Here is a 16,728-nt window from a genome sequence, read left to right as displayed (position 1 = left end):
CCGACAGCGAATCTGAATCTTCTAGAGACTTGAAAGACTTGAAAGGCTTGAGGGAGGCGCTTTGCCAAACAGGGGCGGCCAGGCGCGAAACCTTGGCGCAGAATTCCGGCTGGAGACTGCTACGGAAGTCAGCGACGAGTCAGGGTTGGCGGAAGACCAGCGCGGGGCGCGAATGGGGCGCGAATGGGGCGTGAAGTTGGCGAATCACGGGCGGCTTGCAGAAAAAGCCTGAGCCGTGCAAACCCGGCGCATCAAGAGGGCATGGGGTGCGGGCGATCGCCTTCCGGCAATCGTTACGCTTTGTAAACCTGGCCCTTACCATAGTATTAACTGCCTCATCACACCTGGGCAATCTACCTCTAGAGATATAGGAAGACCCGGAAACCCAGTCTGGGCGTGACTATTTTCCTATTGACCCGGAGCTTGCCCCAAACTCGCAGGTCTGTGGAACGAGGGCTTGGGCAGCGCGTTGCAGCGGCAACAGCAGGCACAGCGGCAGGTTGAAGCGGTTGAGGGCATAGGGCTGGTCGGCAGCCTCGCCGGGGCCGTGATAGTCGCTGCCGCCCGTTTTCAGCAGCGAATGGCGATCGCACAGGGCTGCCAGTCGCTCAATTTGACCAGGCGTATGGGACGGGTGATACACCTCCAGACCCATGAGTCCTGCATCCAGCAGCGCCGTCAGCGTCTCTTCTAGCGGCCCCCCACGAAACAGATAAGGATGCGCCCACACGGGCACTGCGCCGCACTCGCGCAGCAGACGCACGCCGTCCGTCGCCAAAAACTTTTCGTATTGCACATAGGCAGGGCCGTCGTCCCCCAGAAACCGCTCAAAGGCTTCGTGTGCTGTTTGTACATAGCCTGCATCCACCAGCGCTTTGGCGATGTGGGGCCGACCGGGAGCCATGCCCACACCCAGCTTCGGCATTTCAACCGAACAGCCCAAGGCCGCTAGCTTGTCGAGGATTTGCTGGGCGCGGCGTTTGCGGCCGGCGATGTGGTCTTGCAGCACGGGCGCAAGCTGGGCAGGGTTGGGATAAAAGCCCAGCAGGTGCAAAGAGCGATCGCCCCAAACGGTACTCAGTTCTACGCCAGGGACGATTTCGAGAGAATGGTCTAAAGCATGGTCTAAAGCCCACTGGCGGGCAGCGGCGATCGCCTCCTGCCAGCCCGCCAGCGTGTCGTGGTCGGTAATTGCCAGCGCCCGCACGCCCGCTGTCACGGCTGCCTGCACCAGTTCCGCTGGGGTCAGCGTTCCGTCGGAATAGGTGGTGTGGCAGTGCAGTTCCAGCATGGCGATTGGGCAGAAGGACTCCCGTGGCTTAGCTCAGCACCCAGTTCACCAGCGTCCGCACTGCGAAGCCTGTGCCGCCCGCATTGTTATAGCCACTGTCTTTGTCGATCCACACGGGGCCGGCCACGTCCAGATGCGCCCAGGGCGTATCTTTCACAAACTGCTTCAGGAAGAGCGCCGCCGTGATCGCGCCGCCTGCGCGTGGGCCCGTGTTTTTCATGTCGGCCACCACCGACTTCATGCCGTCGAAGTATTTTTCCTCCAGCGGCATCCGCCAGAACTTTTCGCCTGCGGGTTCTGCCGCCGCCAGGATGGATGCCGCCAGTTCGTCACTAGGACTCCACAGGCCGGCCATGTCTTCGCCCAGCGCCACAATACACGCGCCTGTCAGCGTCGCCAGATCGACGATCGCATCCACGCCCAGCTTTTCGGCAAACACCAGCGCATCCGCCAGCGTCAGCCGTCCTTCGGCATCGGTGTTGTTGATTTCAATCGTCTTGCCATTGGAGGCGGTGAGGATATCGCCGGGGTGCATCGCGTGGCCGCTGATCATGTTTTCTGTCACCGCGCTGATAAAGTGGACTTCCACATCCGGCTGAATCTGGGCGATTGCCTTGGCCGCGCCAAAGGTAGCCGCCGCGCCACCCATATCGGTCTTCATCATTTCGATGCCGCTGCCTGCGCCCTTGATGTTTAGCCCGCCGCTGTCAAAGGTGAGTCCTTTGCCAACGATGGCCAGCTTCTTGCGGGGCGTGCCTGCGGGCCGGTAGGTCATGTGGATAAACTTGGGCGGCAGATCAGACGCTTTGGCCACGCCCAAAAACGCGCCCATGCCCAGTTTTTCGCATTCGGCCTGCTCCAGAATTTCGATCTCCAGCCCATATTCGCGGGCGATCGCCTCTGCCGTTTCCGCCATCGTAATCGGCGTGACGATATTGGCCGGAGCGCTCACCAGTTCCCGCGCCAGGATTACGCCCAGTGAAATCTGGCGGGCCCGGGTCAGCGCAGCGTCCTGCCCTTCTAGCCCCAGCAGGTCTACTCGCTCTAGCGGGGGCGCTTTTTTGTCATCCTCGCCCGATTTGAAGCGGCTATCCTGATGCAGGGTGAGTTCAATTCCTTCGGCGATCGCCTGTGCCGTTGCGCGGGCATCCTGATTCCACAGCGGCAGACTCAGGCCCAGCGTCTTTGCCTTTTCGCGCTTGGCTAGCCGCGCTACCGCCGCCGCCGCCCGCCGCAGCCCGTCCAGCGTCAGAGTCTCGGCCTTGCCCAGCCCCACCACGCCAACTTTTCGCACCGGACTGTTTGACCCGACGCGGGCTGCCGCGCTGCTCTCTGGCTTGCCCTTAAACTCGACCTCGGCAATGAGTTCTTGCAGCGTACCCGCCAGTTTTTCGTCCAGCGCTGCCAGGTCGCCGCCCAGGTCTATGCCGTCTTCAAACAGACCCACCACCAGCAGATCGCCTGACCATTCCAGCAGTGACGTATTAATCCCTCGCAGCTCCATCGTGTCCTACTTTTCTAGTTGTTCTAGAGTGTTCTAAGATTTCTCTCCAGTATTGCGTAATTTGCAGACGGTGGCTCAGGGAATTGGGATGTGAGGTCACAGAGTCATGCAGGAACCGCAACCCGCCCCGCATCGCAACACGTCATCAGCCCCCCACTCTCACGGTTGCCAAAATCGTCTGGGCGACCTGCTTGCTGTTCCAATAGCTGCCGTGGGCGCTGCCGCCGTTTGCCAGGGAGAGGAAGGTGCTTTTGAAAGGACTGGCGACCCACTCCATTGGGCCGCCGCCGCTGGTTAGCACATCTTGAATGTTCAAGTAGTCTGCTTTTGCCCCCTGGGGTGCGAGCAGTTGCGGGATCACGGTAGCCAGCGGATAGGCAATCGGGTCGCCAGGGTGGGCGTAGTTTTTCCAGGGGAGGGGACGCTGGCGCTGCTGATAGAGCGCAGCCAGAAACTTCTCCAGTCCTAGCGTGATGTCGTGGGTAAATACGGTTCGCGTTTCCTGAATCGTGAGCGTTGCAGGGGCCATCTCCTCGCGCTTGAGGTTGATCAGGTTGGCCAGGGCAATGGGGGAACCCATCGTGTGGATGCTGGCGATGGGAATGCCGTCGGCCAGGTTGGGTTCTACGCCAAAGAGCGCACTGCGAATGGTTTGTACGTCTTGGTAGCCAGGGATTTTGGGGTCATCCCAGCGGCCGGCGAAGAGAATGTCGAACAGGATGACCGTGCCCCAACTGTGGGTGACGAGGTGGAGGCGATCGCCCGTCTGTCGATTGGCCAGAAATTGCAGCGATTGGGCCAGCAGCAGCTTGGCCACTTCTGAGCCGATGTAGCGGCTGATGTAGAGGGCCGCGTCGCCCATGAAGGGAATAATCCGCGTTTCGCGGAAGTCTCGGAACCAGAATTTCGACCAGTCGGGCGATCGCGCAAACAGGTCTTTTAGCTCGGCCTCCGCCTGCTTCATCAGGCTATACCATTGCAACTCCTGCATTTTGAGCGTGAGGGGACTGGCAGCCGCCTGGTTGAGCCGGGTGATCTGGTGAATCAGGGGTTCCGCGTAGTTGGCGCTGTCTGCATCGGCCCGCTGGGGGCGAACGTTCACGCCATGCACAAACAGCAGATAGTCGGTGGCCATGGGGCAAGCCTCCCGCCCAAGAACGCTCCCAACCTAGCACAGCCGCTTTGCAGCGTTGCTGAATATTGCAAAGGATTCACAGAGCTTGCAGCGCAGGTCGAAAGTTGGGATTAGTCGATTTTAGACTTTGAATTTTAGATTTTGGATTTGCGATTTTGGGGTGCGAATCTAGCGTCTGCGGGGCTTCCAGACATTGTTGCCTAGTTTCGCTCAGAAGCATGAATCTCAGGCTTGGGCGGGGAGCGTTGCTATAAACTGCTGAATCTGGGCCCAGACGCGCTCGATCAGTTCTGGATCTTCGGTGTCGAACCAGTGGATGGACGGATCAGCGCGAAACCAGGTGCGCTGGCGTTTGGCAAACTGGCGCGTGTGCAGGGCGGTGAGGGCGATCGCCTCCGCCAGCGACACCTCACCCGCCAAATATTGCCGCATTTCCCGATAGCCCAGCGTATCCAGCAGCGGCAACTCCGCGCCGTATTTCGCCACTAGACCCGCCACTTCGTCTACAAAGCCCTGGTTCACCATCTGCACGGTACGTTTTTGGATGCGCTGCATCAGCGGGTCGGGATCGCCCTTGGCTGCGGGAGCCAGACAGTCCAGCCCGATTTGTAAAATGGGGTAGGCGGGCGGCTGTTCGCCCTGCTGCGCCGACATGGGGCGACCCGTGACATAAAACACTTCGAGCGATCGCAGCGTCCGTACCTGATCATGGGGGTGAATCTTATGGGCAGATGCTGGGTCTACCTGCTTCAGCAGGTCGTAGCAGAAGGGCTGCCCCAGATCGGTCAACTGCGATCGCAAATCTGGCTGGGGAGCCACCTGGGGAATGCGGAGTCCCCGTGTGATGGCGCGGATGTAGAGGCCCGTGCCGCCCACCAGGAAGGGGGTTGAGGCGGTGGGGGCAGGTTCTCCAGCGCTCTGAATCTCTGACACGCTGATGGTTTCTTGCCCGCGATGGCAGGCTTCAATCAACTCGGTGGCTTGCTGCTGATACTCGGCGACCGTGAGCGTTTGCGTGGGGTCACAAATATCTAATAAATAGTGCGGAACTTGCTGCTGTTCTTGAGAAGAAGGTTTTGCAGTGCCGATATCAAATTCGCGATACACTTGGCGGGAGTCGGCGTTGAGAATCGCGCCGTTGAGCCGAGGCGCTAGATTTAGTGCCAGACCCGACTTTCCGGTGGCTGTGGGCCCACAGATTACGATTAAAATGGGGAAAGATGGGTTTAGTACAGGGGTATTATAATGCAAGGTGGGAAGTTGGCAATGCAGCAGGCTGGAAATGAATGATGGTGAACCTTCTGGCTAGATTTGGAGAGTGATTTCGATGGTGTAATGGCGACTAGGGCGATCGCCCCTCAGCCATCTCAGCCACAGGGGTCTGAAGCACTGTTCAATTCAGACAAATCGCAGACAACACTAAGAACACCCAAAGAAGCCTCGAAGAAGCCTCAAAAAGGAAATCTGGATTGCCAAGTCAAATCTTGCTCCTGTCGCCCCTAGAAGCGCATCTAAGCCTTTTGTGCTATAATTTTGGATAGATTTGGTGTTTCCGTATCTGGTTGAGCTTTTAAGTCAATTTATTGGGCGATCGCCACAGACAGGCAATCCCTATTTTAGTCCAGCGCGTCTTAGACTCGTTCACCAAAAGCAGCACACCCACCCAATCCACAGATCATCAGTAAACCATTAGGCAGCCATCAGGAAACCATCAGGAAGCCCGCTCGGTTTAGTCCGCACCTACTCAATCTATAAATTCTCTCTAGAAATTCTTTCTAGGTTTCTCTATTAAGTTAACGTTTGGAGCGCTTCATCCATGACGACCAACTACGATGCCGAACAAATTCAAGTCCTGGAGGGCTTGGAAGCCGTTCGCAAGCGTCCGGGGATGTATATTGGCAGCACAGGGCCGCGAGGGCTGCATCACCTGGTCTACGAGGTGGTTGACAACTCGGTAGACGAAGCGCTAGCTGGCTATTGCAAACATATCCAGGTCACCCTCAACGCAGATGGATCAGTCACGGTAACTGACGACGGTCGGGGCATTCCTACAGGCATTCACCCGCGCACGGGCAAATCGGCCCTGGAGACGGTGCTGACGATTCTGCACGCGGGCGGCAAGTTTGGTCAGGGCGGCTATAAAGTGTCGGGTGGTCTGCACGGCGTGGGCATTTCGGTGGTCAATGCGCTGTCGGAATGGGTGGAGGTCACGGTCTGGCGCGACAAGAAAGTGCATAAGATGCGCTTTGAGCGGGGTCTCACCAAAGGCGAGATGGACATTCAGCCCTATAAAGAGAACCGCACGGGCACGTCTGTCACCTTTATGCCCGATATTGCAATCTTTACCACGGGCATCGAGTTTGACTACAACACGCTGGCAGGTCGTCTGCGGGAGCTGGCGTATCTGAATGCGGGCGTAGAAATTACCTTCACCGACAATCGCCTAGAACTGCTGAAAAGCGACGAGCCGCGAGTCGAAACCTACCACTATGCGGGCGGTATTCGGGAATACGTGGAGTATATGAACCACGAAAAGCAGCCGCTCCACGAAGAGATTATCTACGTGCAGGGTGAGCGCAACAACGTAGAAGTGGAGGTGGCGCTGCAATGGTGCGTGGATGCGTATTCCGATAACCTGCTAGGCTTTGCTAACAATATCCGCACGGTAGACGGCGGGACACACCTAGAGGGGCTAAAGGCAGTGCTAACACGGACGATGAATGCGATCGCCCGCAAGCGCAACAAGCTGAAAGAATCCGACTCTAATCTGGCGGGTGAAAATGTCCGCGAGGGCTTGACGGCCGTGATCTCCGTCAAAGTGCCTGACCCTGAGTTTGAAGGACAGACAAAAACCAAGCTGGGCAATACCGAAGTGCGCGGCATTGTGGATACGCTGGTGGGCGAGGCCCTGAGCGAATACCTCGACTTTCGCCCCAACGTAGCCGACGCGATTCTCGAAAAAGCAATCCAGGCCTTCAACGCGGCAGAGGCAGCGCGGCGGGCACGGGAACTAGTGCGCCGCAAGTCGGTGCTGGAATCTTCTACCTTGCCGGGTAAGTTAGCAGACTGTAGCTCTCGCGACCCGGGCGAGTCAGAAATTTTCATTGTGGAAGGCGACTCGGCGGGCGGCTCAGCCAAGCAAGGGCGCGATCGCCGCTTTCAGGCCATCCTGCCGCTGCGGGGCAAGATCCTCAACATTGAAAAAACAGACGATGCCAAGATTTACAAAAACACGGAGATTCAGGCGCTGATCACGGCGCTGGGTCTAGGCATCAAGGGCGAAGAGTTTGACGCATCGCAACTGCGCTATCACCGCATCATCATCATGACGGACGCAGATGTGGACGGCGCACACATCCGCACCCTGCTGCTCACGTTTTTCTATCGCTATCAGCGGTCGATGGTGGATCAGGGCTATGTCTACATCGCCTGCCCGCCGCTCTACAAGATCGAGCGCGGCCGCAACCACTACTACTGCTACAGCGATCGCGAACGGGATCAGCTCATCGCCAGCTTCCCCGAAAACGCCAAAGTGGAAACTCAGCGCTTCAAAGGTCTGGGCGAAATGATGCCGCAGCAGCTTTGGGACACCACCATGAACCCCGACAGCCGGACGCTCAAGCGCGTAGAAATTGAAGATGCTGCCGAAGCCGACCGCATCTTTACCGTGCTAATGGGCGATCGCGTGGCCCCTCGTCGCGAGTTCATTGAAACCTACGGCCCGAAGCTCAACCTGACCGACCTGGATATTTAGGTTTTTTGGATACTTAAGGTTTTTTGGATACTTAGGGTTTTGGCTTGCAGCTTATCTTTGGTGCTGTAGGGGCGACTCAGCACAGAGGTGGTCATTAGCTAATTCCTTGTAAACGGTTCTCACTCCGTCTTGCCATGCTGTGGATGCTGTCGTTTCGTCAAAATCTGAATAGCCTTCCCCAGCCAAGCTAGTTTTCACTCCGTCTTGCCATGCTGTGGATGCTGTCAGAAGTGGAGAAACGTCGCAATGGCTGGTGTTTGAGAAGGCTGGTTTTAGACTGGATGCTTCCTCTTATCAGCGGTCTGGCGCTTTGTCAGGGCTATCGGGCCGCAGGCGAAACTGCGCCAATTCTGATGATTACTGTATTATTGTCGGCTATACGACGGCTGATGAAGTGTTTGGTCTAGGTGCAGCAGCCAATCCATAGCAAGAACCAAAACCAGCAAGCACTAAAACCAATTCAAGCACTAAAACCAGTATGGGCGGTACTGGACTCGAACCAGTGACATCCTGCTTGTAAGGCAGGCGCTCTACCAACTGAGCTAACCGCCCGACGAAAGCATTGCAACCTAGCATTGCTTCACCGACCCCAAGAGTTGATTATAGCAGAATTCGCAACACCTGCTAGGATTCATAACAGTATTTCTGTTCTGCAATTCTGGCAAGCGCCATGCCGTCGGGCCGTACACACGATCGCATTACCCTCTGGACCCTGCCTGTGGTGGGCGGGCTGGCGCTGGGGCTGACGCGCAGCAGCAGCCTGACGCTGATTTTGTGTGCGGGTTTTTTGGCAGGCGGGCTGCTGTTTGGGCCCGATTTGGATATTCACTCGGTACAGTTCAAGCGGTGGGGCTGGTTTCGGTGGATTTGGATTCCCTACCGGGGCAGCCTAAAGCATCGCTCGCCCCTCTCGCACGCGCCCATCACTGGAACCGTAGTGCGGATTCTGTATCTACTGGCATGGGTAGGAGCGGCCAGCTTTTTCGGACTAGCGCTGCTGAATCAAATCTGGCAGCTTGGCTGGACGTGGGGCGACATTGGTGGCGTGATGGGGCGATCGCTCCAAACACACGCCTGGGCCTGGCTGACGTTTTGCGGCGGGCTGGAGTTGGGAGCGCTGAGCCACTACGCCGCCGACTATTTCGTGTCCAGCAGCAAGCGGTTCAAGACGCAGGGCTGGCGGGCGTTTTTGCCCAAGACACCGAAATCTAAGAAATCGAAACAACGTACGACTCGTTCCCGAAAACGGCGATCCTGAGGTTATGGCTTTGTCCAGCTTATGGCTTTGTCAGCTTATGGCTTTGCCAGCTTATGGCTTTGCCCGGAGCAGCTTGCGATAAGCCGCCACATGTAGGTGAGCAGAGCGCTCCCAGGTATAGTGCTGGAGAATGGGCTGACTGGCCTGGACGAGGCGCTGAGCAACGGCGGGTTGGCTGAGTTCTAGCATCCCCTGGGCGATCGCCCCCACATCCTCTGGGTCAACCAGCACCGCCTGTCCGGTGGTGAGAAATTCGGTAAAGGGCGGACGGTTTGCCGTGAGGACGGGCAGCCCAGCGGCGATCGCCTCCAGCACGACTAAACCCCAACCTTCTTTGGTGGAAGGAAACACAAACGCATTGGCGCTGCGGTAGAGGGCGGGTAGGTCTGCATCTGAAACCACACCGGGCAAGACGAGCGATCGCCCAATTTCGATTTCCAACGCCTGCACCCGCGCAAAGAACTCATCTCGATAGGACTGATAGTCAAACAGTGTCGCACCGCCCGCAATCACGAGTTGCGCTTGGGGCTGATCAGATAAAACCTGAGCAAAGGCCTTGAGTAAGAGAATAGAATTCTTGCGGGGTTCGATGCCGCCGACGGTTAGGTAGATGGGGGAGCCGTATAGCCCAAAGGTTTGCTGGATCTGAGCTTGGCGAACCGTGGAAACGGGAGAAAAGCGATCGCCCTTCACGCCATTGATCACGCGATCGGGACGGATCTGATACTGTTGCTGAACCGCTTGCTGCCAATGCTGGCTGACGCAGAGACACAGATCAGGACGGTCAATGGAGCGATCCTGACATTCCCGCAGGTATGGACTGTTGTATGCCTCGACATGGTGAACAGTTCGCACGACGGAGGGAATCTTGCTCTGATCTCGCAGGAGAATGAGCGCATTTGCAGTGATGCAGTCCTGGGCGTGATAGATGTCATACGAACCATCCTGAAGAGGGTCATTGTCCAAAAAAATCACAACTTCTTGAATGCGCTGGCGAATTAAGTCATCCACGCCTCCTTGCACAGGCAGAGCAGGAATCAGATGATATGAACAGGATAGATCTCGACCAAACCCTTGACCCTCTTTATCCAGCGCGTAGACACAGACGATATGCCCCTGCTGATGCAGCGCCTCTGCCAGTTCCAGCGTGTGGATAACGCTGCCTCTGGGGCGAGTGGAATAGGTGAACAGGGCAATTCGCAGGGGGCGATCGGGGTGAATCATGGAGGCGAGAATCCGGTGAGGGGCTGCTGGGCAAAATCCCAGAAAGTAACGGATTCTCCCTGAGAACGCAGAACGAGTTGCGTCATGGGCTGAATTTCGCCAATGATTTGACACGCTAGATGGCGATCGCCAAACTGCCGCTGCACGGTTTCGACTTGCTCCGGCCGCACGCTGAGTAAGAATCCGTAGCTAGGAAAGCACGTCAGCCACCAGTCCAGCGCAATGTTACGCGGCGGCACAATGGCATCCAGGTCGATTGCCGCGCCGCAGCCGGAGGTTTCCAGCAGCATTAGCGCAGTGCCGATCACGCCGCCGTTGCTGATGTCTTTGGCCGTGTCGCAGAGGCCCGCTTCGGCAAGCTGGGGCAGCAGTTCCAGATCGGCGCGGAGGCGGGCGGGGTCGGCATCGGTGCTGGCGTTCCAGAAGGGATGGCGGGGATGGGCTTTGCCGCGCTGATCCACGACCATCAAGAGGCGATCGCCCGGTGTTGCCGAAAAGCTGGTTAGCAGGGCGTGCGATCGCCCCAAAATCGCCACGCCTAGCGCGTTGTAAACACTGTGGCAGTTGGTGTGCCCGCCGACGATGGGAACCTGATACGCGGCGGCGGCCGCCTTCATGCCGTCGATCAGCGGCTGGCTGCGCTCGGCAGACTGGCTCCAGAGCATGTCCACCACGGCGATCGGGCGGCCGCCCATTGAGTACACATCGCTGACGTTTACCATAACCGCAGACCAGCCCGCAAACCAGGGGTCGTTTTCCACGAAAAACGGCATCATGCCCTCTGCCGCGAGCAGCAGATAGCCGTCGCCATCGGGAATGGCGGCGCAGTCGTCACCCAGGAGAATATGGGGCGCATCCAGACGAAACGAATGGGCGATCGCCTGGATGTCTTGCTTGTGCAAAATGCCCAGGGATTCTCTCAGCTTTTTCACTCGCGTTTGAAACTGTCCTGTTGGGAACTGTCCTGCCTCGCTCACGCGCCTAGCTCGCCCGCTCGTACTGCACCGTGCTGTAGAGATTGTAGGGCATTGCAGGCCGCACCTCGGTTCCGGCCGGGTAATGGTGCAAATCAGCCTCCATGAGATGATGGGGGCGATCGCACAGGGTCAGTTCCTCCAGGGTTTTCCAGTGCAACCGCTGAAAGAAGCGCACGTTTTGCAGTTGCACCGTCGCCAAAAACCGTTGGCAGCCCCAAGTGTTGGCGGTGGTGACAGCTTTGTAAATCAGCCCTTTGCCAATCTGCCAGCCGCGCCGATAGTCGGGATGTGTGCCCAGTCGTCCGCCATACCACAGCCCCGGTTCGGGTTCGTAGATGCGGACAATGCCGACGACCTGATCCGTTTCATTTTCAATCGCAATGATGGGATAGGCGATATTGTCAATACTATCTACGTCGCTATCTTGAAACAAGCCCTGCTCTGTGCAAAAGATCATGCGGCGCAGGTTGAAATATTCGTTCACTTCCTGGGGCGATCGCGCCAGTTCAAAGTGATATCGCTTACCGTCCATACTGCGTTCCTGGAGATGTGATTTTGGGTTTTGGATTTTGGGTTTTGGGTTTTGGATGTTGGGCGTCGTTTGATGTGTGAGTGCTGTTTACTCGAAGGGGGTTACTCGACGGTGAACAGGTGGTTACTCGAAGGTGGACAGTGCTGAGCAAGCGCCACACTTTCCACATCCGGCCTTCATGTCGCGGGAGGACAATCCGGCTTGCCGCAGCAGTGCGCCGACCTGCTGATAGACTGCCATCATGAATTCGCTGCTCGGTGCAGGATGTTGGGCCAGCGGCGTTCCGGTAATCGGCACAAACGGCACAACGAACGGATATACGCCAAGCTGAATAAGGCGATCGCACCCCTGCACCAACGCTTCTACGGTGTCGCCCAGTCCTGCCAGCAGATAGGTGCTGACCTGCCCTCGACCAAACACCTGAATCGCTGCTTCAAACGCCCGGAAGTAATAGTCCACGGGCACGTCTGCTTTTCCGGGCATAATGCGGGCGCGAACCTCCGGCGTAATCGCCTCCAGGTGCATTCCCAGGCTGTCTACGCCCGCTGCGTGCAGCTTGGCAAACCAGGCAAAGTCGTCTGGCGGTTCGCACTGGGCTTGAATCGGCAAATCCACCCGCTGCTTTACCGCCCGCGCACACTCTGCCAGGTACGCCGCGCCGCGATCGCCCGTGTTGGGGGTTCCCGTTGTCATCACCATGTGCTTTACGCTATCCAACTGCACGGCCGCTTCGGCCACTTCAGCAAGCTGGGCGGGCGTTTTGCGGGCGATGGTGCGGCCAGCCTCTAGCGACTTTTCAATGGCGCAAAACTGGCAAACGGTGGAGTCGTCTCGATAGCGGCGACAGGTTTGCAGCACCGTCGTCGCCAACACGTCGTGACTGTGCAGCAAGGCAATTTTCCAGTAGGGAATGCCGTCGGCGGTGGATAGCCCATAAAACTTGGGCTGTTGGGGAAAATGCAGCGGGGCGATCGCCTCGCCATCCACGCGCAGCAGGGGCAAGTCGGCGGGGTCGTCCAGAGACACAGAGAAGGGCGATCGCGCCGCCGTGTCCGTAAACACAGGCACCATTACGGTCGTGCCGTCCACCGTCACCGCCTTGTGATCCGACGGGCCCGCGCCGCCCCTGCGCCCCGATGCCCCCACGCGGTCTTCAACCAGCTTCAGACCCTGAGACTGAAGCGCCGTAATCAACTGCTGTTTGTTCATGAATCCTATGGTTCGTCGTGAAAGAGCCAGCCTCAGCAGACAGCAGATCGGGCAGCGCCGATGCCGCGCCGTGATTATCCTGCATGACTGACCAGGCGCTGGCGTTGAGATGGAGCCGCAACAGGTCGGGGCGAGCATAATGGCCCACCGAGTCCATCATTCGCTTGCGCTTGGTGATGAGGGAGAAGTCTAAATCGGCGATCGCCATTCCTTCGCCTTCGGTAATTGGCGGGCACAGCGGTACACCTTCGGGACTGATAATTGCCGTGTAGCAGCCGCCCATCAGCACCTTTTGCAGCTTTTCGTCGGGCGTGATTTGGGCGATTTGCTCCGGCGACAGCCAGCCCGTTGCGTTCACCACAAAGCAGCCCGCCTCCAGCGCATGGTGGCGAATCGTGACCTCCATCTGCTCAGCAAAGAGCTGCCCCACCATCGAGCCGGGAAACTGGGCACAGTGGATCTGCTCGTGCTGCGCCATCAGAGCATACCGCGCCAGGGGATTGTAATGCTCCCAGCAGGCCAGCGCCCCTAGGCGACCCACTGCCGTCTCTAGCACGGTCAGCCCTGCGCCGTCGCCCTGCCCCCACACCATCCGCTCGTGATAGGTCGGCGTAATCTTGCGCCGCTTCAGCAGCAAGGTTCCGTCTGCATCAAACACCAACTGTGTGTTGTACAGCGAACCGCCGTCGCGCTCGTTGACCCCCAGCACCACCACGATGCCGTAGGAGCGGGCAGCCCGACTAACGGCATCCGTGACTGGGCCGGGCACGAGGACTGCCTCTTCGTATAGCCGCATGTGTTCCTTGCCCATCAGTACGGGCGGCTGCACAAAGGAAAAGTAGGGGTAATACGGAACGAAGGTTTCAGGAAAAACAACCAGTTGGGCCCCCGCCTGAGCGGCCTGGGCGATCGCCTGCAACACCTTCTCGGTTGTGCCTTCCCGACTGAATAAAACCGGACTGATTTGAACCGCTGCCGCTCGAACCGTGCGGGAATATTCCATCACTGTTCACCTCGTTTAATTGCTGCAAGAAGGCAGGAGCGCTGCACAATACTCAATCAGCGCTACGGAACGTCCCACATGGAAACCCGGCGCACCTAGGCAATGCTCTGCGCCGCTTCTGAAACCGATCGGCAAACCCTGCTGCGGACGGCGTGGGTGCAAACTCAAACTCCAGGCAGGGACTCCAGGCAAGGAATCGCCCGCAAAAAACTAGGAGCATCCGGGCGATCGCCCCCCTCACCCATCCACAGCCGAAAGCTGCCGGAAGATGAAACGCCGCCTTGAGGGCGATCGCCCCAAAGCAGCCATTCTGGTTCCCGCTTGCCCCCCTTTGAGAAGAGGGAACCAGAAAGCTTGAAGAAGTCTGCGGAAGCTTAGAGGTCAGGCGTTAGACAGCGGGCGACCTTAAGTTACCCAATCCGACCCGGCCCCTTAACCTCTGATGCTGAATCCTCCCGAAACCTAGAGCGTCCAGGTGTCCAGAATAAACGCGCCGTCCTTGCGGTGCAGCAAGATCAAGTCCAGCACGTCGAGCGGGCTGATGGGGCGAATGCCGGGAATCAGCGACGGCTCGCCGTGTCCGTAGAGCGCCTGGAGGGCAAAGCGGCAGGCGTAGACTTTACCGCCTTCGGCCATAAACTTGCTGAGCTGGTTGTTGAAATTTTGATGACCAGGAAACGCTTCATCGCCAATCTTGGGAAAGCCGCGCTGTATGCCCAGCGTTACGCCCGGCCCATAGAGCAGCACGGAGGTTTCAAACCCTTTCCGCAATAGCCGCAGCGCTTGCAGCAGGTTCACCAAGCCAATCGAGCCTTCAAAGGCGACCGTGTGGAAGGTGATGAGCGCTTTCTCCCCCGGATCAGCCTTGACATCGGGAAATACTTTTTCCTCAAAATCAACAAAATAGTCCCCCGGCTGATGGGCAGGTGTTGTCACTTCGGGCATACGTTCCTCCTTAGAAAACGGTGAAAGACTGAAAACGGTGAAAGCTTAACGGTGAAAGCTTGACAATGACTGACGATGCTCGTGTGCGGCGCAACTTGAGATGTGTGGGAGAGGGGTGTGACGCAATCTACAATCCTCAAATGCTCATGAATGCTCAGGTGACGCTCAGGTAAAGTCTGGGACGCAGTTGAATGACCCGTTGCAGCGCAGAAAAACGATGCAGGAAAAACCATGAAGAATCCATACTCGCCGGATGCACAGGAACCCAATGGCGATCACCCCACAGTTGAGCAATGGACTCAGAGCCTTGCTAACACAACCGGGCACTTGACTTGCAACGTTACGAGGTTTCGGCGAGGATAGTTTGTATCTCTTCATACAAAGCATCCAGGACTATCCATACAGGTAGCACAGAAAATTTTACTACCAGACTTTATTTCTTTTTTCACCAGCACCTATCGATTTAGATAGGTGAGTTAGACAGGTGAGCAGGAATGCAGAGCCTCCTCCCTGCTCCTAAATTTAGGAGCTTATGAGCCAAAGGCGGCCACGTTCATATAGCTGGGGGGACTGGCTTGCGTCATCTTGTAGCGAGAGAGAATGTGTTCTGCCAGATATTGGGCATCGCGGGCTATGCCAGAAAAGCGCCCCGACCCCCAGGTATAGAGCCACGGCAGCCCCAGAAAATATAGCCCCCGCGCTCCCGGGACGATGCCCCGCTCGTGCCCCGGATAGCCCTTACCGTCGAAGATGGGAATCTCGATCCACCTAAAGTCGGAGAGGTAGCCCGTACACCAGATGACGGACGTGATGTTTGCGGCTTCCAAATCGAGGGTCAGCGGTTCATCGCTGGGTTCCCAGACGGGGCGAAAGGGCGGATCAACGGGAGCGTCGATGCCGTTTTTCTCAATGTAGCCGTCGATGGTTTTCTTGATGCTTTCGGCAACTTCGTCGGCGTAATCCAGATTTTGCTTGAGGTCGTCCCAGAAATAGAGCAGGCGATTTTCCTGCGGAAACGTTTCGCGAGCGCCCACCTGCTTAAGCCGCCCGTGTAGCCGCATTCCTTCTAGGGCAAACTGGCGCAGGTCGATTTCACGACCGCCGTCGCGCCCGGTGACATAGTGGTTTGCCTTATGGCGCACGGCTTCTTTTTGCGGGTGCTGATCGACGGGCAGGTCGTAGTAGCCCATTTCGTGCAGCCACTCCACCACATCTTTGCCGCGATAGCGACGGGGCGATCGCGGCGCACCGCCCACGCAGAGGTGTACCTGCCGCCCTGCTAGGTGCAGGTCTTCGGCAATCTGGCAGCCAGACTGGCCCGTGCCCACCACCAGCACCGCGCCGTTGGGCAGTTGTTCTGGGTTGCGATATTGCGACGAATGCAGTTGTTGAATCGAGGCAGGGAGTTGCTGGGCGATCGCCGGAATTTTGGGCCGATGATATCCCCCCGTGGCCACGACGACCTGATCGGCGGTGTAGTCGCCGCTGGTGGTGCTAATCGAGAAGCGATCGCCCTCTTTTCGCAGGTGGCGCACCTCGATGCCTTCCAGTACAGGCGGATCAAACGCGGCGGCGTAGGCTTCGATGTATTGCACAATCTCGTCTTTGACCATGAAGCCGTTGGGGTCGTCGCCCGCGTAGGGAAACCCCGGTAGCTGACACTGCCAGTTGGGCGTAACCAGGCAAAACGAATCCCAGCGATATTCCCGCCAGGAATGGCCGATTTTGTGCTTTTCAAAGACGAGATGGGCGATGCCCCGCTGCTTTAGGCAATAGCTCATGGACAATCCAGCCTGGCCGCCCCCCACCACAATGACGGGATAGTGCTGTTCCAAAACGTACCTCCGGTTTGCCGAACCCTGTGATTGAAAGAAACCTGCTGATCGTCAGGTTAGG

At 57.7% G+C, this 16,728-nt stretch carries 15 protein-coding genes and 1 tRNA gene; 4 read left to right on the top strand and 12 right to left on the bottom strand.

Annotated features, from left to right (window positions below):
• Positions 1-61: 61 nt before the first annotated feature.
• Entirely contained in the window at positions 62-232 is a 171-nt protein-coding gene (locus JTM80_RS15580; protein WP_172354475.1) for a hypothetical protein, read from the top strand.
• 168 nt (positions 233-400) lie between these two features.
• Here the strand turns inward: JTM80_RS15580 and JTM80_RS15575 are convergent, their stop codons facing one another.
• From JTM80_RS15575 to miaA, 4 genes are all read right to left on the bottom strand, one after another.
• Positions 401-1,291 carry a PHP domain-containing protein gene (locus JTM80_RS15575; RefSeq protein WP_172354476.1) on the bottom strand — a complete coding sequence of 297 codons (891 nt, stop codon included), beginning with the start codon at positions 1,289-1,291 and terminating at the stop codon, positions 401-403.
• A 28-nt stretch (positions 1,292-1,319) separates the two neighbouring features.
• Positions 1,320-2,795 carry a leucyl aminopeptidase gene (locus JTM80_RS15570; RefSeq protein ID WP_172354477.1) on the bottom strand — a complete coding sequence of 492 codons (1,476 nt, stop codon included), beginning with the start codon at positions 2,793-2,795 and terminating at the stop codon, positions 1,320-1,322.
• A 145-nt stretch (positions 2,796-2,940) separates the two neighbouring features.
• Complete coding sequence (locus JTM80_RS15565; protein WP_172354478.1) at positions 2,941-3,930, bottom strand: hypothetical protein; 990 nt, start codon at positions 3,928-3,930, stop codon at positions 2,941-2,943.
• Between the two features lie 225 nt (positions 3,931-4,155).
• Entirely contained in the window at positions 4,156-5,181 is a 1,026-nt protein-coding gene (miaA, locus tag JTM80_RS15560) for a tRNA (adenosine(37)-N6)-dimethylallyltransferase MiaA (RefSeq protein WP_172354479.1), read from the bottom strand.
• Positions 5,182-5,746: 565 nt separating this feature from the next.
• Between miaA and gyrB the strand changes: the two genes are divergently transcribed.
• Positions 5,747-7,684: a DNA topoisomerase (ATP-hydrolyzing) subunit B gene (gene gyrB, locus JTM80_RS15555; RefSeq protein ID WP_172354480.1), complete on the top strand. Its 1,938-nt coding sequence runs from the start codon at positions 5,747-5,749 to the stop codon at positions 7,682-7,684.
• Between the two features lie 479 nt (positions 7,685-8,163).
• Here gyrB and JTM80_RS15550 read toward each other — a convergent pair.
• Positions 8,164-8,236 (bottom strand) — tRNA-Val (locus tag JTM80_RS15550).
• A 118-nt stretch (positions 8,237-8,354) separates the two neighbouring features.
• Between JTM80_RS15550 and JTM80_RS15545 the strand changes: the two genes are divergently transcribed.
• A complete protein-coding gene (locus tag JTM80_RS15545; protein WP_172354482.1) occupies positions 8,355-8,942 on the top strand; it encodes a metal-binding protein in 588 nt (195 codons plus the stop codon).
• A 51-nt stretch (positions 8,943-8,993) separates the two neighbouring features.
• On the opposite strand, the gene JTM80_RS15540 is transcribed toward JTM80_RS15545, so the two are convergent.
• The 5 genes from JTM80_RS15540 to JTM80_RS15520 all read right to left on the bottom strand — a co-directional run bounded on the left by JTM80_RS15540 (position 8,994) and on the right by JTM80_RS15520 (position 13,887).
• Positions 8,994-10,166, bottom strand: a complete 1,173-nt coding sequence (locus JTM80_RS15540; RefSeq protein ID WP_205369756.1) for an MSMEG_0565 family glycosyltransferase — start codon at positions 10,164-10,166, stop codon at positions 8,994-8,996.
• Positions 10,163-11,143 carry a sll0787 family AIR synthase-like protein gene (locus JTM80_RS15535; protein WP_225906649.1) on the bottom strand — a complete coding sequence of 327 codons (981 nt, stop codon included), beginning with the start codon at positions 11,141-11,143 and terminating at the stop codon, positions 10,163-10,165. The genes JTM80_RS15540 and JTM80_RS15535 overlap by 4 nt, the downstream gene beginning before the upstream one ends.
• Positions 11,144-11,147: 4 nt before the next feature.
• A complete protein-coding gene (locus JTM80_RS15530) occupies positions 11,148-11,675 on the bottom strand; it encodes an MSMEG_0567/Sll0786 family nitrogen starvation N-acetyltransferase (RefSeq protein WP_172354486.1) in 528 nt (175 codons plus the stop codon).
• A 123-nt stretch (positions 11,676-11,798) separates the two neighbouring features.
• On the bottom strand, positions 11,799-12,884 hold the full coding sequence (locus tag JTM80_RS15525; RefSeq protein WP_172354488.1) for an MSMEG_0568 family radical SAM protein: 1,086 nt from the start codon (positions 12,882-12,884) through the stop codon (positions 11,799-11,801).
• Positions 12,829-13,887 (bottom strand): Nit6803 family nitrilase, encoded by a 1,059-nt coding sequence (locus tag JTM80_RS15520; protein ID WP_172354490.1) that lies wholly within the window; start codon positions 13,885-13,887, stop codon positions 12,829-12,831. Before JTM80_RS15520 ends, JTM80_RS15525 begins: the two co-directional genes overlap by 56 nt.
• A 102-nt stretch (positions 13,888-13,989) precedes the next feature.
• Here JTM80_RS15520 and JTM80_RS15515 point away from each other — a divergent pair, with 102 nt between their 5' ends.
• Positions 13,990-14,172 (top strand): hypothetical protein, encoded by a 183-nt coding sequence (locus JTM80_RS15515; RefSeq protein WP_172354492.1) that lies wholly within the window; start codon positions 13,990-13,992, stop codon positions 14,170-14,172.
• 177 nt (positions 14,173-14,349) lie between these two features.
• Here JTM80_RS15515 and JTM80_RS15510 read toward each other — a convergent pair whose 3' ends face one another.
• Together JTM80_RS15510 and JTM80_RS15505 are read right to left on the bottom strand one after the other, a co-directional pair.
• Positions 14,350-14,832 (bottom strand): MSMEG_0572/Sll0783 family nitrogen starvation response protein, encoded by a 483-nt coding sequence (locus JTM80_RS15510; RefSeq protein ID WP_172354494.1) that lies wholly within the window; start codon positions 14,830-14,832, stop codon positions 14,350-14,352.
• Between the two features lie 530 nt (positions 14,833-15,362).
• Complete coding sequence (locus JTM80_RS15505) at positions 15,363-16,667, bottom strand: MSMEG_0569 family flavin-dependent oxidoreductase (protein WP_172354496.1); 1,305 nt, start codon at positions 16,665-16,667, stop codon at positions 15,363-15,365.
• Between the last annotated feature and the right edge of the window lie 61 nt (positions 16,668-16,728).

This window comes from Thermoleptolyngbya sp. PKUAC-SCTB121, assembly GCF_016919485.1.
Taxonomy (GTDB): Bacteria; Cyanobacteriota; Cyanobacteriia; order Elainellales; family Elainellaceae; genus Thermoleptolyngbya; species Thermoleptolyngbya sichuanensis.
This window is presented reverse-complemented; position numbering and strand designations above follow the sequence as displayed.